Genomic DNA, 21,500 nt, shown 5'->3' with positions numbered 1-21,500 from the left:
TACCAAAGTGGGTAATTAGCGCATATTTATGAGCGAGGTCAAAGATATGAAACTTAACTTAAGAATGACAGGTAAAGCGATAGGCAGTTCGGCGAAGGCTAAAGTAGCCAAGATGGTCAGTGAGCAATTAATTAAATACGTGACCAATATTCGTAAGGTTAAAGTTCATATTGATGATGTTCCTACAAAATTACATGGCACGCTGACTCAGTGTAGTATCGAGGTGCTTTTACCTGGTTTGCCTAGTATTCTCGTTAAAGCAAAAGGCAAAAGTTTAGCGCAGGCAATCAGCCGTGCAGTGAGCAATAGCGAAACGGTGTTAACTCAGAAGCTTTGTTAACATTTAGAGTAAGGCTCCTGAACTTTTAGTTTACCCCCCTTGACTTTACTTGAATGGAATAGATTCCCAAGCACTTGCTGCAGCATGGAAGCTGCACATTTTCTTCCCATCCTCACTTCATAGATTGTTAAAATAACCTATAAAAAATTTAATGTTGATTAAAGTATGTTTGTGTTCATGTTAATATGGTCGCAACTATTACGCCTTTTAAATTAACACTGTGAAATGACTGTGTATTAGGTGCAATGGTTTTTTTAAAACAATCTCACATTATTATTACTTTAATAAAATGTTTATTTTAAGTGACATTTTGTGGTTGGTTGTGTATTTTAATCAATGATAAGCAGTTACATAATGCTCAAGGAAGTAACATGACATATATATCTGATACCAGTGCGCAAGACACGCAAATTGAAAAAAAAAGGAACTATAAACTCTACGTTGCAATCGTTATTGGTATCGTTATTTTTCTTACTTTAATTGTCCCACAAATATCTATTTGGCTAAGTGGTACTAGTGCTGTTCGTTTGGAAAAAATTCGTATTGCTGAAGTACAAAAAGGGCAATTCGTTCGTGATATTTCGGTTCAAGGTCGTGTAATAGCTGCGAAGCGGCCCACGGTTTACAGTCCAGCACAAGGTACGGTGACATATTTGGTTACTCCTGGTGATACAGTTGCGTTAGGTGAGGCGCTTGCTGTTATAGATAGTCCAGAACTAACTAGTTTGCTAGCACAAGAAAAGTCAGAATTGACAAGGCTAAAAACGCAGTTAGAACGAGAAAAAATACAAGTCAAAAAGCAGGACTTAGAGCAAGAGAATTATATTGGTAAAGCGCAAGTCGCACTTAATGCCGCAAAACGTGAAATGCGTCGAAATGAAGAAGGCCAAAAGAATCAGGTGGTCAGTGACATTGATTTTCAAAAGGCTAAAGATGACCTGCAAAATGCTGAACGAGAGTATCGATTAGCGGTGAAAGAGGTCGCGTTATTGAAAGAAAGTCAAAAGTTTGAAATCAAAACACGTGCGCTTGAGTTGGAAGCACAACAGGTGGTTGTCAACGAGTTACAAAGACAAGTTTCATCTCTTTCAATTGTTTCGCCTGTTGCGGGCATCGTTGGTAATTTAACTGTCGAGCAAAAAAATACAGTTACCAAAAACCAGCCACTTCTAAACGTTGTTGATTTGTCGCAGTATGAAGTCGAAGTAAAGATCCCAGAAAATTATGCGGATGATTTAGCGCTAGGTATGGGGGCAGACTTGATGCTTAATGGCAATAAATACCAAGGTGAACTGACAGCAATCTCACCTGAAATTGTCGGTGGTCAAGTTGAAGGAAAGATCCGCTTTAAAGACAAAAATATTAAAGGGTTAAGGCAAAATCAAAGGTTGACTAGCCGGGTTGTTTTAGAAGAAAAAAGTGATGTTTATTATCTACCGCGAGGACAATTTACAGAGTCAGGTGGTGGGCGTTTTGTATACGTAGTAGAAGACGGCACTGCCGTTAAAAAATCGATTAAATTAGGTTCAAAGAGTTTAGGGCAAGTGGAAGTTATTTCTGGCTTAGCGATGGGCGATAAAGTCGTAATTTCTGACTTGAGTATATTTAAAGATGCAGGAAGTGTAAGAATCGTACAATAGGGGGTAGTATGTTAAGGATGAATAAATTAGCGAAGACTTATCGCACAAATGAAGTTAAAACGAGCGCGCTTCGTCCGTTTGATTTAGAAGTAAAGCAAGGTGAGTTTGTAGCTGTTGTGGGGCCGTCAGGCTCTGGAAAAACAACTTTTCTTAACATTACAGGTTTGCTTGAAACAGCCAGTGAGGGTCAATATTGGCTCGATGGTGTGGAGGTATCGACACTGGGGGACAAAGCCAAGTCTCGCCTTAGGAATGAGAAAATAGGTTTTGTGTTTCAAAGTTTTAACCTGATCCCAGAATTAAATATTTACGATAATGTTGAAATGCCGCTGCGCTACAGAAAGTTATCTGCGTCACAGCGTAAAGAGCGGGTTGAAAAGGCGTTAGAGCAAGTAGGCCTTGCTAAACGTCAAACTCACTACCCTTCACAGCTTTCTGGTGGTCAACAACAGCGTGTTGCGATCGCCAGAGCGCTTGCCGGCTCCCCCTCATTTTTATTGGCAGATGAACCGACGGGAAATTTAGATTCTAAAATGGCCAGCGGTGTAATGTCCTTGCTACAAGAGATCAACCAAAAAGGGACTACCATTATTATGGTAACGCATGACCTGTCACAGGTTGCGTTTGCCAGCCGAGTCATAGAAGTAAAAGATGGTGTAATTAATGATGTAGAAAACTACGCTCAAGAAATAGCTTAAGGGGATATTTCATGGGGATTTATTACACCAAATTGGCGATGCTGAGCTTGTGGAAAACCCGTTATATGAGCTTGTTGGCAATCATCATTATAGCAGTGGGTATTGCGGCGACGATGACGACTTATACCATCAACTATATGATGACAAAAGACCCTATACCATCGAAGTCAGATTCCCTTTTTTTAGTGCGAATTAATAATTGGAGCCCAGACGTCATTTATGGCAACGAGGATGAAGAGCACGCGCCTATCTACATGGCTGTGCAAGATGCTGTCAATCTAATCCGCCACGATAAAGCTCAAGCGCAAATTCCAATTGCTGGGTTTAAGGATATGCTTAAATTGCCCACGCAGGATGCTGTTGATGCAAAGATGACGTTTGTGCGCAGCTCCACTCGAGATTTTTTCTCTTCCTTTGATGTGCCTTTTTTATATGGGTCACCTTGGCCCCAAGGCAGTGATAAGAGTGGTGAACAAGTTGCGGTTATTTCAAAAAAACTTAATGATCAGCTGTTTGCTGGTAAAAACTCGGTTGGACAAGTAGTTGAACTTGGAGGGCACCAACTTACAGTGGTTGGAGTGCTTGACGACTGGTCTATTTTACCGCGCTTTTATGGTGAGTCCACGCGTGCATTTAAGGGCCCGCGAGATGTATTCGTGCCATTTCAAACCCAGTTGAATTTAGAGCTATGGTCGCCAAACGTGCAGGCTTTTGAGTGCTGGAAAGAGGCTGACAATGCATCAGTAGAAGCGTTTTGGGCATCAGAGTGTATTTGGGTCTACTTCTGGGTAGAGCTACATAATGAACTAGAAAAAGATGCTTATATGGACTTTTTAGAGTCTTATGTAGAGCAACAAAAAGCGTTGGGTCGTTTTCAACGTCCCATGTTAAATGAATTGCAATCACCTGCCGAGTATTTGAAAGAACGTGAAGCTTATTCATCAGACAGTGAGATAGCGGTTTGGCTTGCTATTTGTTTTTTTGCACTGTGCTTGTTAAATGCGATGAGCATCATAATGACCAAATTCCAAAGCAAAGCGGGTGAAGTAGCGCTTCGACGTGCAGTTGGTGCTAGTAGTGTTGATTTGATCCAACAGTATATGATTGAAACAGGCATTATCGGCTTATTTGGCGGCCTGTTCGGGTTGCTACTGAGCCAAGTTTGCTTGATGTTGTCGAGCCAACTTTATACGCATTTGAGTAAAGATATCATGGCAATGAGCGCACAGTTAATGGTGGTGACAGTCTTGTTGTCTATCGTTTCTAGTTTGATTTTTGGATTGTTCCCAATCGTGAAAGCAATTCGAGTTCAGCCTGCAACACAGCTGAAAAGCTTGTAATGGAGAAGGATGAATGAAGGATTTATTACCAATTATAAAGTCACTCAAAAGTAACTTGAGCGCGTCACTGCTGTTTATTTTACAGGTTGCGATCACCTTTACGATATTAGTTAATGCAATATTCCTTGCCATGGATAAACGGCAGTCGATAGGTCGTGCCTCAGGTCTCGATGAGCAAAATGTATTCTATATTGCGACTAACTTACCCGTTGAAGAGGATGAGCGAGCGAGCATGTTAGACCAAGACCTGGCCAACCTCAATGCGTTATCAGGCGTTGAGTACGCATCGGTTTCCTCCGGAGTACCGCTAAGTGGCTGGGGCCGATTTTTAGAAGTTGCAACTGAGCCCGACGCCAGATATGACACTTTTTCGGGTTACTACGGTGGCGACTTAAATCTATTTAATGCATTCGGCGTAAAACTTGTTGCAGGCAGTGAATTTAGCCCCAGCTCAGAACTGAGAGCCCGTACAGATGGCCACAAGGTTGCCATTGATATTATGATCACTAAGTCCCTCGCTGAATCATTGTACGCTGAGCAATGGGAGCAAGTTGTTGGGAAGACCATTTACATTGATAAAAAGCCACAGCGAGTTGTCGGTGTTATTGATAAATTACAAGCAGCATGGCCAACTTGGGTCGTTGTCGAACATGTGATTTTGGGACCAGTTAAAGAGGCTGATGCCATGGTGTATTACATTATTAGAACACAGCCGGGGCAGCAGAGTGCAGTGATGGAGAGTGCCTTGGCGTATTTGATGTCCTTTCACGGTAGAAAGATAGATAAAATTGAGACGTTTGAGCAAGTAAAGGCAAATGCCTACAGTGCTGAAAATGCCGCAAGTAACACGTTATTTGGCGTGATTGGTGGCTTACTGATGGTAACGGCATTGGGGATTTTTGGTCAATCTCGATACAGTATTATTAAGCGCACTAAGTTGATTGGTATTCGACGTGCTATGGGTGCAAGTAAAGGGCAAATAATTCGATATTTTGTGTTAGAAAACTTTGTACTTTGCAGTATAGGAATTGCTATTGGTATTGTGTCAGCGATAGTCCTGAGCAATGCTTTTAGTAACGCTTTTTCCTTAGGTACTGTGCCTGTACACTACATGTTTTACGGTACGTTGAGCACAATTTTTCTAGGCCAAATAGCTGTATTATATCCCGCTTTAAAAGCATCCCAATTGTCGCCTGCGATAGCGACGCGCACAGTGTAATCTCTTTTAATTAGAAATTGTTAAAGTACTAAGTTCTAGGTAATGGTATTTAGAGCTTAGTACCTTAAAACATCCCCATTACTTGCCTTTTTGTTATAATGTGTATTGCAAACAACGATACACTTACACGCTTATTTACGATGGTAGACGTTTCATTCGGTTTACATGCGAGTACGTGAGTCAATTCAAAAAGGCAATTTAGTTAGTATGTTACGTTTATCAAATAATGTAGAGCTGTCCGCTTGGGAAATAGAATTAACGGCAATTAGAGCGCAAGGTGCCGGAGGCCAAAATGTCAATAAAGTATCGTCAGCTATCCACTTACGTTTTGATATAAATCGCTCTACTTTACCTGCTTTTTACAAAGAACGCTTATTTGCACTTAAGGATAGCCGGATCAGCAAAGAAGGCGTCATCGTGCTAAAAGCTCAGACGTATCGTACTCAAGAGCAGAATAAAGAAGATGCGCTTAATCGGTTGAAGCAGCTGATCCTTGATGCAATCAAAGTTGAGAAAACACGCCGACAAACAAAGCCGACAAGAAGTTCGCAAAAAAAGCGTTTGGATACAAAAAATAAGAGAGCACAGACAAAAGTGCTCAGACGTTCTGTTAAGTTTTAGCGTTTAAATGAGCTGGTAATAAAACGTTGAAGCTCGCACCTCGCATTTCAGACTCTGTGACCCAGCACTTACCATTGTGCCAGCTGAGTATTTTGGTCACAATAGCAAGACCAAGGCCAAATCCGCCTGTTTCCTTGCTGCGACTGCTATCGAGACGTGTAAATGGACTAAATACACTGTCACGCTTGTCTTCAGGTATGCCAGGACCATCATCAGATACAGATAAAATTGCGTGTTCACCTTGAAGTTTGAGCTCTATTTCAATTCTTCGAGCGCCGTATTTTTCAGCGTTTTGTAGCAAGTTTTGTAACACGCGTGCGAGATAGTGCTCGTTTCCTATCACCTGAATATCTGAAGCAATACTTTGCTCAATCTGCTTGTTAGATGACGCTAAGCACTTATCTACCTGTGCTTTAACTAGATCACTAAAATGAACAGTTGTTTTGCTCATTTCACGTTCAGAAAACTCTAAGCGGGCATAACTCAACATTTCGTCGATTAAAAGCTCCATTTCTGTGACATCTTGATTCATAGCCTGAACTTGCTGTGGATCTTTTGGTGCCAACATTGCAAGCGCAAACTTTAATCTGGCAAGTGGGGTTCTTAATTCATGTGATACTGCGTTGACCAAATGTTTTTGGTTTTGCATCAGGCTAGCAGTTTGCAGGGCGAGCTTTTGAATATGCTGAGTAAGCGCTGAAATAGCGGAAAACCTCGAAGGTTTTGTCGCAATATCTAGTTGACCTTTTGCCAGTTGCTCTGTGATCCGTTTAAGTTGTTCTAAGTCACGCCAAAGAGGGCGCAGCCACAGGATTAATAGCAAAGCTAAAAGAGAGAATGAAATGAACTTAAAACCATATTTAATCCATATAGAGGGGCGTTTGGGCTCGAACGGGCCCAGTTTAACGATACTTACCTCATCAGCTAGTCGCATGAAAAGTTGGTAGTTATCATTACTGTCGAAAGAAATGACCACATCGCCCTTATCCAAAGCAGCGCGCTGCTCTGGAAACCAAGCGACATCGTTAATATGAATAATATCTAAGTTGTTTTCTTGAGGGGAGCTTTTAATGCCAACGGTGTTTAGAACGTCTCTTAAGTTGTCCGCAACTTGTTTTGCATAGCCTAATTCATTGGGTGTTTGATTACCCCAGTGTTTCCATATGTACTCACTACTTTGATTGATAGCGATAATACTAAAAAAAACAAAGAAATATAAACTCGCTAACAGTCGGAGCATGGCGCATTAATCCCAAGCTGATTTAGAGCACAAGTAACCTTTACCCCAAACAGTCACTAATCTAAATGGTTGTTCGGGATTATCACCTAGCTTCTTGCGTAGGCGAGAAATACGCACATCTACACTGCGGTCTAAACCATCATATTCACGCCCAACGACTTGATTATAAATGTGCTCGCGGCTTAATGTCTGTCCTGCGTTATTAGCAAGCTCCCATAGCAGGTCGAACTCATAACTGGTTAATTCGACTTCTTGACCAGATAGGTAGGCTTTACGGGCAGCTTTGTTGACTTCTAATTGGCCAAGCTTGATATTGTCAGCATTTTCTTCTTGCTGCTTGCCACCACGTCGTAGCAGTGCATTAACTCGGGCGAGCAAAACGTATGGTTCAACTGGCTTGATCACATAATCATCGGCGCCAATTTCCAACCCTCTTACATGATCAAAATCACTGTCCTTGGCTGTTAAAAATAACACGGGACCTGAATAGGCTTGCCTTATTTCTCTACAAATAGAAAAGCCATCTAAATTGGGCAACATAATGTCCAAAATAACGACATCAGGCTGTTGCTCTATGATGGTATTTACTGCTTTAGCGCCATCATTAACTATGGTGACAGTAAAGTTATTACCTTCAAGAAATTGTCCGGTTAGCGTTGCAAGTCTTTCATCGTCTTCAACAAGGATTACTTTAGCCATTAAAAAAAGCTCCAGTCAGATTTTAGTTTGCGCCTATACTTTCGGCTTACTGCTGCGTTTATCTTTACTTTCTGATTTGCTAATACATGCATCTTTTCGTTTCTAAGTGAAAAAATCATGTCTTCAGAAATAGAGATACTAATATTGGTTTTTGCTTTTTGCGTGTTCTGCCAACACTGCAAAGAGGTATCGTTTTTAAATAAGCATACATTTTGTGGTTTTTGGATAGACCAGTCGACCGAAATAGTCATCTCACAAATTTGGCCCATAGATTTAACCATGCAAACCATGGGTTTAATTTCAAGTTTTGCTTTTTTTGTTGGTGCATTAGCTTGTGCGTTAACCGTTTTTGATAATAACAAACATAAAACAAGGATAGAGGACAGCTTAAAACTCATATAATCCCCCAATAAAAATATTGGACGAAGAGCTTTGATCTACAAGCGGACTATCTTTAATGCCTGCCCCGAGCCAAGTATGTCTTGCACTAAACTTGAATTGCCAGTTTGAATTTAACTTATAGTTAAAAGCAACGCCTACATATGGGTTTACAGTGGCTTTACCTTGATATAAATGGTGCTGTGATTGTGAGTCTTTGAGACTGATCCCATAATAATAATCAACTAAGTGCTTGTTTTTGTATTCGGCCCCAAGTTTGACTTTTAAACGGGATGGACTGTCTGTTTGTATTGGAATGACAAAACTGTAATCGAGGCTGCCGTGATATCCCTTGTAAGTATTTGTAACATCATGGAGCCAAACTAGAGTTAGTTTAGATGAGTTTTCAAAATACCAATGTGCAAGTATGCCACCATCTAACGCCCAATCCCGTTTAGAAATTGTATCTAGTGAGATTGATTTCGCGGGCTCATTTGGTTCAGGGTCTTCTTTATCATTATTCGAATCATTATCGCCATCTGTAACGCCGCTATCACCATCAGAGTTTACGCCATCCGAGTCGGGTTGGCTCGTGGGTGGATTTGAGTCACCTGGCTCGGGTGTTATAACTGGATTACTGGACTCTCCAGTAAATGAATTTTTGACTAATATATTACTCGGGTGGAAGCGTTCAAAATATGCTTGCTCAGTGTTGAGTTGGGTGATAACACTGACATCGAACTTGTTTTGTTCTACAAAAGTGTAGCCAGCAGTTGTGTTGTCAAAGAAGAACTTATCACCGTAATAATTAATGTAAGGCAATACCACTAAAGGCACATTATCCCCGCCCCTGACTGGGTTGGTCGCAACACCCGCACCTACGGCAACAGAGAAATCCCATCTGCCTATTTCGGTGCATTGCTCATTGTTCTCACTACAGTTTGCAATACTATCCTTTGCGAATAAGCTGCAGCACAGAGATAACAATATGAAAAACTGTTTCAATCAATTTACTCCTGTAAAACCTAGAGCTAAATTTACCAGTAATTTTCGTAATTACCAGAAGTGGTTACATTAAATAACAAATAGATCGAGCGAAATAACAGAAGAATGTCGTCACTGTATTAAAGTAAAGTTACTTTCATTCAAGGAGCAAAACTATGTTTTATTCAAAAGTTACGCTTTCGTTAGTACGAGCTGGTGTTGCATTGGTTGTACTACCAGCATTGGTTGCATGCGGAGGTGGCAGTGATAATAATAGCAATAGTGATAATAATGGAGATCAAGGACCGTCGACTTTACCAACCAGTGTCCCTGAATTGAATTGGTTAGGTGAATCATCAGCTAAATTAAAAAAAGCATCGTCCAGTGAGCTTAGTTCACTACTAAAAAATGGTGCTTATTTAAGTCGGGTACCAGTTAACGAAACTGATTCTTCATTGCCTGTCAATGCTTCCCCTGTTTCCGATGGGGAGTCAAGCCCAGGGTTTTCTTCAACCAATGTGGTTGAAGCGGGCGTTGATGAAGGTGATCGTATTGAATATGATGGGGACTATCTTTATATAGCCGCTCACTCTGAACAAGAACTCTCGCATAGTGCTGTATTTAGGCAGTATGTGCGTGTAATGAAGCGAACTGACCAAGGTATCGAAGAAATTACACAAATAGAAGCCTCTGACTCGCTGTATAGTCATCAGGATTTATATTTGCATGAGGGTCGACTTGCATCTGTATTCAAATATCCAGTGCTCACTCTAGAAGCGCCGACTGATTCAAATGAGACTGCCTCTACTTCTCCTTCGTTAAATACGTTTTCTAATACGTTTGAATTAAGTTTTGCGGATGTCAGTTCACCAGAGCAACCACAAGTTATCAACCAGTATCGCATTGAAGGAAGTATTCTTGATAGCCGAGTGATAGGGAGTGAGCTGTATGTGGTCAGTCAGTACCATGCTGCGTTTGATACCGATGAGACAGATGAACTAGCAATTTATCAGGCTCTTTATCAAGCTAATGTGTTGGATCTAATTCCTAAAATTAAGGACTTAAACTCTGGGGAAGAGTCCCCACTGTTTGATGCAAGTGCGTGTTACATACCAACAGATGCAACTGAATCAGACAGCGAAAATATAATTACGACCATCACTAAAATCTCTATGCAGAATCCTACAAGTATTGAATCTACTTGTATTAATGCGCCGTCTGATGGCGTTTATGCTTCTCAAGAGAGCATTTATTTACATAAACGTTTTTGGCCTAGTGACGTAACAAGTTTCGATGACTTATCGCAAACCGCATTGCATAAGTTTTCACTCGACGGTGGGAAGGTTGCCTATAGTGCATCCGGGGCAATAGAGGGGTCGCTCGGATTTGGTGGTAATTTGATAGGTATGATTGAACCTATTCTCGTGTCAAATGTCAGTAATGCGGCTTTCAGGTTGAGTGAATATAACAGCCAATTACGCGTTGTCACTACGCGTTTTAGCGAGTCGAAGGGCATGGTACATCAGTTATTTGTATTGCAGCAACAAGGGACTGATCTTGAAGAGATAGCACGTTTGCCAAATGAAGCCCATCCGACGCCGATAGGTAAGGTTGAGTCAAATGGTATGGTAGAGGAAAATATCTATGCGGTTCGCTTTATGGGCGAGCGAGCTTATGTGGTTACTTTTAGACAGATAGACCCGTTGTATGTATTAGATTTATCTAAGGCGGATGAACCTATCATGGCTGGTGCGCTTGAAATCCCAGGTTACTCTGCATACCTTCACCCCGTGTCTGATGAGCTGCTCATTGGTGTCGGGCAAAATGTCGATGACTTTCCATTTAATGCCTCCGATGATTCCTCAACTGATATAGCGCCCAATTTTGGCGCCAAAGTAAGTTTATTTGATGTGAGTGATATGACATCACCCAGTTTAATTAAAGAACATGTTTTTGCAGGTGGATATACTCCTGTCGAATTTGACCATCACGCTTTCAGTTATTTAAAAGTCAGCGATCAAACGTTCCGCATGACATTACCTGTGGAGTCATGGGAAGTCACTATTCAAGATGACAATACCAGTAATTGGGGTAACAAAAATGAGTTGGCAGCTTTTGAGGTTAGCACCGCAGATTCAGGGTCTTTAACTTACATCGGGAGTAGTGTTGCAACCTATGATGAGCCCCCGCAAAGCGTTCCTTATGTGCGCGCAGCAGATGATAGAGGCGTCATTCATGGAGATACGATCTTTTATGTCCATGGAAATTTCGTCTGGTCTAGTTTATGGCAGTCGCCTGATGTAAACGCTGGCCCTTTCTAAATCGCGTACATTCATGTTCCAAGTGACATCTTGGACAGACCAAGCGCCACCTAATTTACGCAGGGTGGCGCTTTTATGTTTTATCGATGTGGGTTATGTAACGTAAGTTGAAGATCATCAAATATCTGTTCACCTATTTGATAATTTTGTTTAATAATTTGAAAAACAGTAAATCCGAGCTTGTTTAGTAATTGCTCAGATGCATTATTGCCAACAGTGACAGTAGCCAATAGAGTGTCATAACCTTGGTGAATAAATGCATAGTCAATAACGGCTTTGGATGCTTCAAACGCAAAGCCATAGCCTTGTTGAGTAGGACATAACATAAACCCCAGCTCTGCAATGTTTGGCTTGTCAGAGAAGCTTTTAAACCCATGTAAGCCGATACACTCTTCTGTATCAACTCGCTCTATGACTAGCGTGAGCCACGCATCAGTTTGTTTTTGCCAACGAGTACAGCGTTCATCAAAAAGTGATTTCAAAGTTTGCTGTGCTTGTATATCTGCGACGTAAGCCATGACATCTGGATTTTGGTTTAATTTCTTAAACAGCTGCCAGTCATTTTTAGTCAGCGGCCTGAGCCTTAATCTCGGTGTGATCAGCTCCATCGTTATCCCTACTTAAAATGCAAACAGTTACTGTGGATCGTTGAGTATCGTTCTTATTTTCTCTATTTGTTTTATGGCGTGAAGGTTATCGCCGTGCACGCACAGCGTGTCTGCTGCCAGCACGAGTTTGTGTCCGCTTGCGGTTATCACGGATTGACTGCCAGCGAGAAGCTTTACTTGCTCTAATAATTTCTCTTCGCTATGCACTGCGTGAGGCTCAGAGCGAGGTGTGAGCATCCCTTCATCGGTATATAATCTATCGGCAAACGCTTCCAAGAGTAAAGTCACCTCATATTGCTGGGCAAGGGCGCGGTGCTGCTTTGCTTGTGATGTGGCTAAAATCATTAACTTCAGATCACTTGGGTATTGATGGATCGCTTCTATGAGCGTGGTTAATATAGACTCATCACGCATCATGTCATTGTATAGCGCGCCATGGGGCTTAACATAACTGAGCGTCATTCCAGCAACTTTTGCCATCCCTTCTAGCGCTGCTATTTGATAGTGAATACAGTTGATGAGCTCTTGTTTAGCCATGGTGAGCGAGCGGCGGCCAAAACCTTGCAGATCAGGGTAACTTGGGTGGGCACCAAGTAGTACATTATGCTGCTTAGCAAGTGCTATCGTTTTTTGCATAACACTAGGATCACCTGCGTGAAATCCACATGCAACGTTTGCCATGTCTATGAATGGCATAGCCTCTTTATCAAGCCCCATCTCCCAAGCACCAAAGCTTTCGCCCAAATCACAATTTAACAGCATGCCAACCTACTTTTTAATTATTGTATTAACAGATCCATATCTGGCCTATCTGTGACCAACATATGTTGAGGACTGTTTATAATACACAATTCTGGCGCTGCACGGGTAATTGCGAGATGAGCGGTGAGGCTGGTTGTCCAAAATACAGGTTGCTTGTCGTCTGGAATGAAAATCGGGTCGCCAAAGTTGGGCTTTTGCAAATTATTAATCCCAATATCAGCTGGGTTGCCAAAATGAACAGGAATACCATGTGGTACGCGACTGATGCTACCGGCTTGTATGGCACGAATAATTTCTTGTGTATCCATTGGCCTTAAACAGACTACTTTATTCCCTTTAAACGGCCCTACCGATTCACTGGGTATATTACTGATATACATGGGTAGAGTATGTGCAGGGCTGGACGTGGTGTTATCAAAGCCAAAAGTGTGTAATACATAATCAAAGGCGACATAGCTGGCAAGCGCAAAAGTGACGAAGTCATCGCGCCAAAGCCTTTCAATGTCAGTGACTTCATCTACCAGTTGCCCATCGCGAAGCACTCGATATTTAGGCACATCTCTACGTATGTCGATGTTAGTTCCCAGTGCACTGAGGTGGTATTCGCCGTCGTTTACACTGGTTGCTAATAAGGGACAACAATCATGGTTATTTTGGCAATACTTTTGAAAGTCAAAAGCATAAGCCTTAGGCAAAATCACAATATTACATTGCGTGAAGCCGGGCACAAATCCATTGGTTGGACCTGAATAATCCCCGGCTCTGATCATTTCACGAATCGCGTTAGGTGCCGTTAAGGACGCCTTTGGATCCATATTACCCCCACAAAAATAGACGTGATTTCATCAATGCGAGGCGGCTTTTAGGTGACGTATTACTAGTTTGGGTCACTTATTAATCGATGCTGACTGGCAATGTCCCATGGGCTTTTGCGTTACCAGTTATCACCTTTGCCAATGCTGTATATGCAGGCCCGCGCACATCATTTTCAATAACTACATCCACATTATAGGCATAGCTTGCTAAAACCGCTTGATTGTACGGTGCATATTTTGCAATTTCGTATGGCGCACGCAAGCTGACAAATAAACTTTCTTTTTTATGTGTGTGTGCAAACTGCATTAGCTCAAATAATGCTTTGGGCTGTTGCTGCTTTGATACTTCATAAGACGCTAGTTCTGCTAAATCATCCATCCCACCAATTTCTGCCGCGCTTTGCTCGGGTGATGCATAGGCACTTATCACCCAATCAGCTTTTAATATTCCCTGTTTTGCTCGCTCTGGTTTAAAAGCTTGGAGGCTAGTAACTGAGATCGTAATATTTTTATTTATCTCAGTGAGCAAAGCTTGCTTTAAAGCCGCTGCTTTTTGTCTATCAGGCATAATTAAATGAATATGGGCACCTTCTTCAGCTTTGATTGGCAGCACGTTTTGATTTTTCACTTCGGTTATCGCCGCAAGCGCTAATTCAGCTTCAATTTTTCTATGCTGAGGGTTGCCAAGCATGCTTTTTGCGATAGCAAGACTGGGTGTTCCATTTTTGCTGAGCATGCGAGATTTGAGCTTGGCAATTCGTTGATTTGACTGGATCAGGTCATGTTGATTTAGTTTACCCGTTTCAACTGCGTTTGCGAGTGCATCAAAAAACGTGACAAACTCTGCCAAATCTTTTGGATTTCTTACTTGTATTGGCATTAGCGCTATATCCACCCCAGCATTAAAGGTTTCAATAACCGCATCAACAGGTGTAAAGAAGTCACTGACACCAGCCATATCAAGCGCGTCAGTGATAGTTACACCTTGGTAATTCATTTTACTTCTGAGTAAGTCATGCATAATGGCGCGCGACATCGTGGCAGGGCGAATCATTTTTTCACCTTGCTTATTCGTCACTGTACTGCTGTCTAATTCTGGGTATTGAATATGTGCAGTCATGATCATACCCGGTTGTTGTTGCTTGATAATCTGTGCAAAAGGGTAAAGGTCTTGGCGCTCAATTTGTGCCAATGTATGATCAACTCTTGGCAGTCCAGTATGGCTGTCTACATGGGTATCTCCGTGACCTGGAAAATGCTTGAGTGCAGAAATAACCCCGTGATGCTCAAATGCTTTCACTTGTGCAGCGCCTAAAAGTGCAACTCGATTTGGGTCTTCGCCAAAAGAGCGGACATTAATAACTGGGTTCAGTGGGTTGGCGTTTACATCAACAGTAGGCGCAAAGTTAACGTTGATCCCAAGGCTGATCAGCTCCTTGGCGATCACTGTTGCAACGCTTGTTGCATACTTATCACCGTGTTTATCATAGGTTGCACCTATGCTCATATTGCCAGTGAACGAGGTTGCTTCTGCACGGTTGATCCGCGCTACGCGTCCACCTTCTTGGTCAATAGAAATAAACAGTGGCGTCTCGCTGGCTTGTTGCAAGTCGGTTGTGAGTTTAATGATTTGGGCTGTTTGCTGCACATTTTCAGCAAATAAAATCACGCCACCAATATGATATTGTTTGATAAGCGAAGCCAGTTCAGGGGGCAAGGACGTCATGGGCTGACGGCATTGGACGTCGTTTTGGCAAAAGTAGCGAAAGTCCAGCATGAGCTTTTGTCCAAGCAGCTGGCGAATATCGGTTTGGGCGCTGTTGGCGCAGGCTAGTGTACTCATTGTCATAATGCTCAGTAAACCTACAATTTTGAGAGAATTAAAAATACGCACGGCATCAAGTAGTTAATTTTTTGCTTACTGTATCATGTGAATGGCTGAGTTTAGAGGCTTAAAATTGAATTTAATGAAGTTTTTAAACGGCCTAGTTGGTGCTTGTTCAAGGTCTATTTATTTTAAATGGTCTATAACTAACATTAGGAATTTGTGGGCGCGAGAGCCGCATGAATAAGCAATGTTGCATATGTCTATTTTTTTGCCTTTTTAAAAGTGTCGCAAGTGATGCCCAGTGCACGTTAGTGCGTTTGTCTGGTAGTCCAGATATGCCGCCTATTAGTTATGCCATCAATGATGAAAAGCAGGTAGGAATTGGCTTTGAGTTTGTGCGTACCATTATACCCAAAGAAATCACGGTCGAAGTGACAAGACCTGCGCCAATGCAGCGCGTGATGCAGTGGGCACGTGATGGTCATATTGATATGTTTGTTGGCTTACAAAGCGATAATTACCCCAAAGATTGGTTTACTGTACTACACCCTGCCATTACGGATTCTGCTTATGCGGTATTCTATCGTCGTGGCAAGCGCGTTATGAACATGAATAAGTTATATGGTTTGAGAGGCGCAATTTTGCGCGATATGTCGCTTAACCCAGAACCTTCGCTTAATCTTGAGATAGATAATTTACAATTACTTCGTACCGACAGTATCGCTAAAGCCATTCAATTAATTAAATTAAAAAGGATCGATTATTTCATCGCACCTCAGTGGCAAACAATTAATACGTGGTTTGAATCTGGCAAAACAGTGCCTTTGGCGATGTTACCTGAGCCTATTCAAATTAATCATGTGTATCTGGCTTTGTCTAATTTCAGCCCCTGTTTAGATCACAAAGCCTCGATTGAACAAGAAATTGTAAAAGCAAAACGAAGTGGTGTTATGGAAGCTCTGCTAGAGCAGAGCTTCTTATATACTAAAGCAATTGATCAGTTTTATAACTTGATTGAGTCACCTTAGAAGGACATGAGCACTTTAACACTGCCGTCGGCACTGCCACTGGTGACATATCCAATTACATTCGGGTTATCAGCAACTAACTTCATAACTTCCTGATCATTCGCCATGCTTTTAGGCGGTTGACCTTTTCCTGTAAATAAGAGTTTGGACCAATAGGCTTTCAGTTGGCTAGCACTGCGACCAACGACCTTGGTATTGAACTCTTCCGTTACTGGATTGCTGTCAACTTGGCTAATGGGAATAACCTTGGCTGAGCCATCAAAAGTTTTTAATTTACCCAAAAAGATTTGCTCAATTTTGCCTTTATCTAGCGCTGCGTTATTAGAGGGGTGGACAACCACATCAACGGCGAGAGCTGAGGTGGATAACATAAATACAGTAGTAAGTAGTATAGCTTTCATGTTGTCACCCCATTAAAAAACGATGTCTACGCCAGCGCTCAAGACAGTAAAATCTTGGACGTTGGGGCGCGTGTCTTCACCAGATAAATACTGGAATTTGAACGCGGCATTAGAGTGAAAATCATAGCGAACTGACACACCAATCGCATCAAACTCTCTGAGCGACAGTGTATTTCTCAATGCTTTTGCAGTAGCAAATAAGGTTGGGTGAGAGATGCCTTTGAGGAACTCTAAATCCCCTTCATCTTGAATCGATTTCTCGTGATGGACGGTAACAATTGTTTTATCCATCAAGCGATAACCAAACGCGGTATACCAAGCTCGGTTGAAGCCATCTGATGAGTCTTCAACGCCATAGTTAGCGAATTCGAAATCAACAATAAATTTCTCATAGTCGATATGAAAGCCTGAATAACCATATAAGCCGTCCTTACCACCCCAAATGACAGCGTTTTCGTATTCTGTAACCTGTTGCGCGGTCGCGCCCTGGCTAACGGCTAGCTCGACTGCACTTTTAGTGGCACCTAAAATGGCATTGCTGTCGACACTACCCCCTTCAATTTCCACCATGAAGAAGCCTGCAAATACGGTCCACCAGTCTTTGCTCAACTCGACTCTGACAGATATTTCGTCTTTAAAGCCAAATGTTTCGTCATTTTGTGTTGCTGCAAGGAAGGTGGTGCCATCCCAATTACCATAAAGTACCTTAGTAACAAGTGAGTAATCACCAAAAGTGAAGTTACTGTCTAAGGCTATCCCTTCAATGGTTGAAAAATCAAAGCCAGCGTACACGGCGCGAGGAAGGCGGCCAAAATTATTGGTAAAGCCGACGTTTTGATATTCAGATTGGTAAAAGCTTGGGTTTGCAAAACGGCCCATGCTGATGGTGTGCTGAGGCGATAGTTCATAACTGATATATGCCCAACGAGCCTCTGCGTCAAAATCCTCAGTGCCCTCGGCCATAATTTGTATGGTTGCACTAAGTCCTTCGCCAAGGTCGGTTCTCGCTTGAAGTGCAAATAGAGATTCATCTGAAAATGAGATATCTCCATCAGTTTTGTGTGTGGGAAATGCAGATGTTCCGCCGTCACTATCCGCTGAGGTTGCGCGCAGTGATGCGAAGCCATTAAATACCACGTCTGCGTAACTGCAGAAGCTGCATGATGCAAGTGCTCCCCCAATTAACAACTTTACAGCATTATTAGATTTCATAGTTTCACCCTGTCCTGTGGTTGTATTAGGTGCAACCGACTACATGCACCACTCTAACCGTAGAACAAGATTACTTATTTACTAGTTTGTAAAAAAAATTTCCTATTACGAAGACGAACTAACTAGATTTATCGAAAATTGTCGAATAATTGGCAATTTACGTAATTTTGTCCAAGATTATATTTACAAATGTACCAAATGAAGCTGTGTGGGTTATCCCTACTGCTTTTCTAATGACGCTCATGCAGGATACTGAACATGCTGTGGTTCAAAAACCTTCCGCTATTTTATAAAGTTTGTCTGATCGTGGCTCTGTCCATTTCTGTCTTTATTATCAACTTAATCATAAACTTTGCCGCTTTTAAAAGTACGCAACAAGAGCTGTTATTGTTGGAGCAAAAAATATATAAAACGGTTCAATTATCGACGATTAATAGCGTGCTTATCAAAAGAGCTGATGAGTTATTCAGTCAATCAGTGTCTTTTGCTGACAAAGATGTACTTGCTCAAGCGTCGCAGACAGTAGCCGAATTGACCGACAATATTGCCCAACTGGCTGATTTAGATGATAACAATCGGGCCATGCTTAACGAACAACTCGTGGTGATTGACCAGTATCGCAAATTATCTGAAAAGCTGGCTGATGGGATGATCACAAACACCATTGATTTTAGTCAGTTACCTACGCTTGCAAAGCAAAAAGCCGATTTATTTGAGCAAACAGATGCTGACTTAACAAACTACAGGGAAGTGGTCGGACAGTATTTTAAGGAAACCATTGAAAAAGCAAATCAAAGTGGTAACGATGGGCTTTGGATGTCGGTGCAAGCAGGTCTTGTGTTGAGCATTCTGTTATTGGTCGTGGCACTGTCTGTGGCGAGAAATATCAGTAGCACTGCGAATGCTCTGCGTTTATCTTTAAGGGAACTTGCTGATGGGAAAGGGAATTTAAATCAACGCCTAACCGTGATTGGCAAAGATGAGTTGGGACGCACGGCATTTAACTTTAATAAGTTTATGGATACTTTAACAGAGTCTATTAAAGGCGTGATGGCAGTTTCTCAGCCCTTGTTAGATACGTCAAAAAAGCTAGTACATAGCACGGAAAATGTGCGTAACCTCACGGATGAACAAGCGTCACAAGCTTCACAAACTCAGCAGTCTATCAATGAACTCATTCAGTCAATAACGAGCATTAGTGAAGCAGCCTCAGCGGCTAACACTGCAGCGCAAGAAACGGAAGTTGAAGCGCAAAATGGCCTTAGGGCGGTATCTGATAATATCGCAAACTCTAAAGATTTAAACTTACAAATTGGAGAGGCGGCAGACGCGGTCAATGATCTGGCAAAAGGCACTGATAGCGTTTCGTCGATTTTAGATGTAATAAGCTCGATTGCTGAACAAACAAATTTGTTAGCACTAAATGCGGCGATTGAAGCAGCTAGGGCGGGTGAGCAAGGACGTGGTTTTGCTGTTGTGGCCGATGAAGTAAGAACGCTTGCATCCAGAACTGGTGATGCAACAACAGAAATACGCACTTTGCTGGACTCGTTGCAAAATGCGGCTGATCGCAGTGTGAAGATGATGACGCAAGCCAATGATCAAGCGAGTAGTAATGAAACGCGATCGCTTAACGCAGGGCAGGCCCTTGAGGAGATCCAAAGCAAGATCGCTAATATTACCATGATGAATAACCAAATTGCGTCTGCGGCGGAGCAGCAGAGCTCAGTTGCTAACATTGTTGCTGAAACGATTGAAAGAATGAATATTTCTCAGCAGAAAGTGCATGCCTCGTTTTCTGATTTAGATGAGGTATCTCATCAACTTCACGATGCTTCAGACCACTTAATGGAAGCAACAGGTAAGTTCAAGATGTGATCCTCGTGCTCATCTTTATGAATGGCGCGATGAGAACTAGATTGCGCCATAGTTGAGGTTAAAACTCAAAAGTTGCAGTTGATCTATTCGTTCTATCCCATGTACCGTCCTTATATAAAACAATTGCAGACGCTGATGTTGTTGAGCCTGCTCTTACATAGGAGCTGCAGCTTTTCGCGTTATTGCTTGCCCTACAGCCTTGCCATACATGTGCGTTCACAAGGTTTGTTAAATCATTGATTGTAAAAACAACTCGTGCATAATTTTCATTTGTCAGATTAATCGCATAGCAATCTTGACCACTGAGGTTAAGGCCACCTCCCTCTGTGAATATTTCGCATGTAACGTTTGCTGAGTATACAGAGCTTGCAAAGAGAGAACCTGTGACCAAAAAAAGTGCTTTTAAGCTTTTCATATAATTTTCCTTTTATATCAGTTAGTGAGGCGATTTATCGTCTCCACATTAGTTTATGGGGTGTGATAAATTTGTGTCAATAATGTTGGTTTTCTAATTTGGTTAAGGGTACGACGTAATTTATAAGGTGTGGGGCAGTGACAAAGGTTCCATACACCATATTTTTGTAACAATAAAATAAGTAGGGTTTACAGATATTACAGAGTCTCTATTTTATTACCTGAATGTATTCAAAAGTTTGGACGATTAAGATTTGTTACCCGTCATACTTGCAATGAGTGTAATTGTGAGGTGTTAAAGTTGGGTTTAGCCATTTACGGTTATGACCGCTTAATTATCGTTATGGCGAAGATTTTATTGTTTGAACAAAATGAAGCATTGGCAGATAAATTAGCTTCATATATCAATGGCGAAGGACATCAGTGCTATCAGCTGAGAAATGAAAATCATATTGTAGATTGGATTTTATTAAACCACCCTGATCTTGTTATTCTCGACCAAGCTTCCTTAGCTGGGAATGCCATAAAGTTTTGCTCTGAAATATACTATTCATCTAGCACATTATTGATAGTTACAAGCTGTAGTCAGCAAGGAGTTGATCAATTAATTGCATTAGGTTCTGGGGCAGATGATTTTATTTTTAAACCCTATCTCCCTGAAGAAATGGTGGCACGAGTCAACGCCATGTTACGTCGGTTACAAAAACTAGCCGCAATGCGCCATCGTGTTCAATTGCTTGAGCACCATTTTAGAGTCAAATATGCGGATAAAGAAGTGCAGCTCACAGAGGTGGAGTTTAATTTATTTCACTTATTGTATAGCCATCCTCATACTGTCTTTAACAGAGAGGATATTCGCAAACATATGTATAAAGATCATCGAGTTGTATCTGAAAATACAGTGAATAGCCACATTCGTAACCTACGTCGGAAGTTAAAGGTTATTTCCCCCCAACATATGTTAATTACCAGTGTTTATTCAGCGGGCTACAAATATCAACCATGTTTAGATCAGAAATGAGCTTAATTTGGGCACTCAGTATTGCGTTTTAGTAAATTTGGCTGACTTGTCAT

At 41.7% G+C, this 21,500-nt stretch carries 21 protein-coding genes; 10 read left to right on the top strand and 11 right to left on the bottom strand.

Going from position 1 to position 21,500, the window contains the following annotated elements:
• The first annotated feature begins 46 nt into the window (after nucleotides 1–46).
• The 6 genes from N477_RS03430 to arfB all read left to right on the top strand — a co-directional run bounded on the left by N477_RS03430 (nucleotide 47) and on the right by arfB (nucleotide 5,858).
• Nucleotides 47–340: a hypothetical protein gene (locus N477_RS03430; protein ID WP_063364455.1), complete on the top strand. Its 294-nt coding sequence runs from the start codon at nucleotides 47–49 to the stop codon at nucleotides 338–340.
• A 371-nt stretch (nucleotides 341–711) separates the two neighbouring features.
• Complete coding sequence (locus N477_RS03425; RefSeq protein ID WP_063364316.1) at nucleotides 712–1,980, top strand: efflux RND transporter periplasmic adaptor subunit; 1,269 nt, start codon at nucleotides 712–714, stop codon at nucleotides 1,978–1,980.
• 8 nt (nucleotides 1,981–1,988) lie between these two features.
• Nucleotides 1,989–2,678, top strand: a complete 690-nt coding sequence (locus tag N477_RS03420) for an ABC transporter ATP-binding protein (RefSeq protein ID WP_063364315.1) — start codon at nucleotides 1,989–1,991, stop codon at nucleotides 2,676–2,678.
• 11 nt (nucleotides 2,679–2,689) lie between these two features.
• A complete protein-coding gene (locus N477_RS03415; RefSeq protein WP_063364314.1) occupies nucleotides 2,690–4,018 on the top strand; it encodes an ABC transporter permease in 1,329 nt (442 codons plus the stop codon).
• 13 nt (nucleotides 4,019–4,031) lie between these two features.
• On the top strand, nucleotides 4,032–5,237 hold the full coding sequence (locus N477_RS03410) for an ABC transporter permease (protein ID WP_063364313.1): 1,206 nt from the start codon (nucleotides 4,032–4,034) through the stop codon (nucleotides 5,235–5,237).
• Nucleotides 5,238–5,444: 207 nt separating this feature from the next.
• Nucleotides 5,445–5,858: an alternative ribosome rescue aminoacyl-tRNA hydrolase ArfB gene (gene arfB, locus N477_RS03405; RefSeq protein ID WP_063364454.1), complete on the top strand. Its 414-nt coding sequence runs from the start codon at nucleotides 5,445–5,447 to the stop codon at nucleotides 5,856–5,858.
• Here the strand turns inward: arfB and N477_RS03400 are convergent.
• The 4 genes from N477_RS03400 to N477_RS03385 are packed head-to-tail and all read right to left on the bottom strand — an operon-like array spanning nucleotide 5,848 to nucleotide 9,180.
• Nucleotides 5,848–7,098, bottom strand: coding sequence for an ATP-binding protein (locus N477_RS03400; RefSeq protein ID WP_063364312.1), 1,251 nt, complete (start codon nucleotides 7,096–7,098; stop codon nucleotides 5,848–5,850). The genes arfB and N477_RS03400 overlap by 11 nt on opposite strands.
• A gap of 6 nt (nucleotides 7,099–7,104) precedes the next feature.
• Nucleotides 7,105–7,797: a response regulator gene (locus N477_RS03395; protein ID WP_063364311.1), complete on the bottom strand. Its 693-nt coding sequence runs from the start codon at nucleotides 7,795–7,797 to the stop codon at nucleotides 7,105–7,107.
• Nucleotides 7,797–8,195, bottom strand: a complete 399-nt coding sequence (locus N477_RS03390) for a DUF3019 domain-containing protein (protein ID WP_063364310.1) — start codon at nucleotides 8,193–8,195, stop codon at nucleotides 7,797–7,799. The genes N477_RS03395 and N477_RS03390 overlap by 1 nt, the downstream gene beginning before the upstream one ends.
• Nucleotides 8,185–9,180: a MipA/OmpV family protein gene (locus N477_RS03385; RefSeq protein WP_063364309.1), complete on the bottom strand. Its 996-nt coding sequence runs from the start codon at nucleotides 9,178–9,180 to the stop codon at nucleotides 8,185–8,187. The genes N477_RS03390 and N477_RS03385 overlap by 11 nt, the downstream gene beginning before the upstream one ends.
• Before the next feature lie 155 nt (nucleotides 9,181–9,335).
• Between N477_RS03385 and N477_RS03380 the strand changes: the two genes are divergently transcribed.
• Nucleotides 9,336–11,480: a beta-propeller domain-containing protein gene (locus N477_RS03380; protein ID WP_063364308.1), complete on the top strand. Its 2,145-nt coding sequence runs from the start codon at nucleotides 9,336–9,338 to the stop codon at nucleotides 11,478–11,480.
• Between the two features lie 80 nt (nucleotides 11,481–11,560).
• On the opposite strand, the gene N477_RS03375 is transcribed toward N477_RS03380, so the two are convergent.
• The 4 genes from N477_RS03375 to N477_RS03360 form a co-directional block, all read right to left on the bottom strand.
• Entirely contained in the window at nucleotides 11,561–12,088 is a 528-nt protein-coding gene (locus N477_RS03375) for a GNAT family N-acetyltransferase (protein ID WP_063364307.1), read from the bottom strand.
• A gap of 27 nt (nucleotides 12,089–12,115) precedes the next feature.
• Nucleotides 12,116–12,850: a 5-oxoprolinase subunit PxpA gene (locus N477_RS03370; RefSeq protein WP_063364306.1), complete on the bottom strand. Its 735-nt coding sequence runs from the start codon at nucleotides 12,848–12,850 to the stop codon at nucleotides 12,116–12,118.
• A 17-nt stretch (nucleotides 12,851–12,867) separates the two neighbouring features.
• Entirely contained in the window at nucleotides 12,868–13,665 is a 798-nt protein-coding gene (locus tag N477_RS03365; protein WP_063364305.1) for a D-glutamate cyclase family protein, read from the bottom strand.
• A gap of 79 nt (nucleotides 13,666–13,744) precedes the next feature.
• Nucleotides 13,745–15,514, bottom strand: coding sequence for a glycoside hydrolase family 3 protein (locus N477_RS03360; RefSeq protein ID WP_063364304.1), 1,770 nt, complete (start codon nucleotides 15,512–15,514; stop codon nucleotides 13,745–13,747).
• Nucleotides 15,515–15,729: 215 nt separating this feature from the next.
• Between N477_RS03360 and N477_RS03355 the strand changes: the two genes are divergently transcribed.
• Nucleotides 15,730–16,521 (top strand): substrate-binding periplasmic protein, encoded by a 792-nt coding sequence (locus N477_RS03355; protein ID WP_063364303.1) that lies wholly within the window; start codon nucleotides 15,730–15,732, stop codon nucleotides 16,519–16,521.
• On the opposite strand, the gene N477_RS03350 is transcribed toward N477_RS03355, so the two are convergent.
• Together N477_RS03350 and N477_RS03345 are read right to left on the bottom strand one after the other, a co-directional pair.
• On the bottom strand, nucleotides 16,518–16,922 hold the full coding sequence (locus N477_RS03350; protein WP_063364302.1) for a hypothetical protein: 405 nt from the start codon (nucleotides 16,920–16,922) through the stop codon (nucleotides 16,518–16,520). The genes N477_RS03355 and N477_RS03350 overlap by 4 nt on opposite strands.
• A 12-nt stretch (nucleotides 16,923–16,934) precedes the next feature.
• Entirely contained in the window at nucleotides 16,935–18,134 is a 1,200-nt protein-coding gene (locus tag N477_RS03345) for a hypothetical protein (protein WP_063364301.1), read from the bottom strand.
• A 258-nt stretch (nucleotides 18,135–18,392) separates the two neighbouring features.
• On the opposite strand from N477_RS03345, the gene N477_RS03340 reads away from it, so the two are divergent.
• Nucleotides 18,393–20,012: a methyl-accepting chemotaxis protein gene (locus tag N477_RS03340; protein WP_063364300.1), complete on the top strand. Its 1,620-nt coding sequence runs from the start codon at nucleotides 18,393–18,395 to the stop codon at nucleotides 20,010–20,012.
• 58 nt (nucleotides 20,013–20,070) lie between these two features.
• On the opposite strand, the gene N477_RS03335 is transcribed toward N477_RS03340, so the two are convergent.
• Entirely contained in the window at nucleotides 20,071–20,427 is a 357-nt protein-coding gene (locus tag N477_RS03335) for a hypothetical protein (protein WP_063364299.1), read from the bottom strand.
• 300 nt (nucleotides 20,428–20,727) lie between these two features.
• On the opposite strand from N477_RS03335, the gene N477_RS03330 reads away from it, so the two are divergent.
• On the top strand, nucleotides 20,728–21,447 hold the full coding sequence (locus N477_RS03330) for a winged helix-turn-helix domain-containing protein (RefSeq protein ID WP_155731783.1): 720 nt from the start codon (nucleotides 20,728–20,730) through the stop codon (nucleotides 21,445–21,447).
• The last annotated feature ends 53 nt before the right edge of the window (nucleotides 21,448–21,500 follow it).

It is taken from the genome of Pseudoalteromonas luteoviolacea H33-S, assembly GCF_001625695.1.
GTDB classification, from domain to species: domain Bacteria; phylum Pseudomonadota; class Gammaproteobacteria; order Enterobacterales; family Alteromonadaceae; genus Pseudoalteromonas; species Pseudoalteromonas luteoviolacea_B.
This window is presented reverse-complemented; position numbering and strand designations above follow the sequence as displayed.

Excerpts from the sequence above, each read along its gene's own strand:
- N477_RS03430 (WP_063364455.1), top strand. The coding sequence starts at position 47 with ATGAAACTTAACTTAAGAATGACAGGTAAAGCGATAGGCAGTTCGGCG.
- N477_RS03425 (WP_063364316.1), top strand. The coding sequence starts at position 712 with ATGACATATATATCTGATACCAGTGCGCAAGACACGCAAATTGAAAAA.
- N477_RS03420 (WP_063364315.1), top strand. The coding sequence starts at position 1,989 with ATGTTAAGGATGAATAAATTAGCGAAGACTTATCGCACAAATGAAGTT.
- N477_RS03415 (WP_063364314.1), top strand. The coding sequence starts at position 2,690 with ATGGGGATTTATTACACCAAATTGGCGATGCTGAGCTTGTGGAAAACC.
- N477_RS03410 (WP_063364313.1), top strand. The coding sequence starts at position 4,032 with ATGAAGGATTTATTACCAATTATAAAGTCACTCAAAAGTAACTTGAGC.
- arfB (WP_063364454.1), top strand. The coding sequence starts at position 5,445 with ATGTTACGTTTATCAAATAATGTAGAGCTGTCCGCTTGGGAAATAGAA.
- N477_RS03400 (WP_063364312.1), bottom strand. The coding sequence starts at position 7,098 with ATGCTCCGACTGTTAGCGAGTTTATATTTCTTTGTTTTTTTTAGTATT.
- N477_RS03395 (WP_063364311.1), bottom strand. The coding sequence starts at position 7,797 with ATGGCTAAAGTAATCCTTGTTGAAGACGATGAAAGACTTGCAACGCTA.
- N477_RS03390 (WP_063364310.1), bottom strand. The coding sequence starts at position 8,195 with ATGAGTTTTAAGCTGTCCTCTATCCTTGTTTTATGTTTGTTATTATCA.
- N477_RS03380 (WP_063364308.1), top strand. The coding sequence starts at position 9,336 with ATGTTTTATTCAAAAGTTACGCTTTCGTTAGTACGAGCTGGTGTTGCA.
- N477_RS03375 (WP_063364307.1), bottom strand. The coding sequence starts at position 12,088 with ATGGAGCTGATCACACCGAGATTAAGGCTCAGGCCGCTGACTAAAAAT.
- N477_RS03370 (WP_063364306.1), bottom strand. The coding sequence starts at position 12,850 with ATGCTGTTAAATTGTGATTTGGGCGAAAGCTTTGGTGCTTGGGAGATG.
- N477_RS03365 (WP_063364305.1), bottom strand. The coding sequence starts at position 13,665 with ATGGATCCAAAGGCGTCCTTAACGGCACCTAACGCGATTCGTGAAATG.
- N477_RS03360 (WP_063364304.1), bottom strand. The coding sequence starts at position 15,514 with ATGACAATGAGTACACTAGCCTGCGCCAACAGCGCCCAAACCGATATT.
- N477_RS03355 (WP_063364303.1), top strand. The coding sequence starts at position 15,730 with ATGAATAAGCAATGTTGCATATGTCTATTTTTTTGCCTTTTTAAAAGT.
- N477_RS03350 (WP_063364302.1), bottom strand. The coding sequence starts at position 16,922 with ATGAAAGCTATACTACTTACTACTGTATTTATGTTATCCACCTCAGCT.
- N477_RS03345 (WP_063364301.1), bottom strand. The coding sequence starts at position 18,134 with ATGAAATCTAATAATGCTGTAAAGTTGTTAATTGGGGGAGCACTTGCA.
- N477_RS03340 (WP_063364300.1), top strand. The coding sequence starts at position 18,393 with ATGCTGTGGTTCAAAAACCTTCCGCTATTTTATAAAGTTTGTCTGATC.
- N477_RS03335 (WP_063364299.1), bottom strand. The coding sequence starts at position 20,427 with ATGAAAAGCTTAAAAGCACTTTTTTTGGTCACAGGTTCTCTCTTTGCA.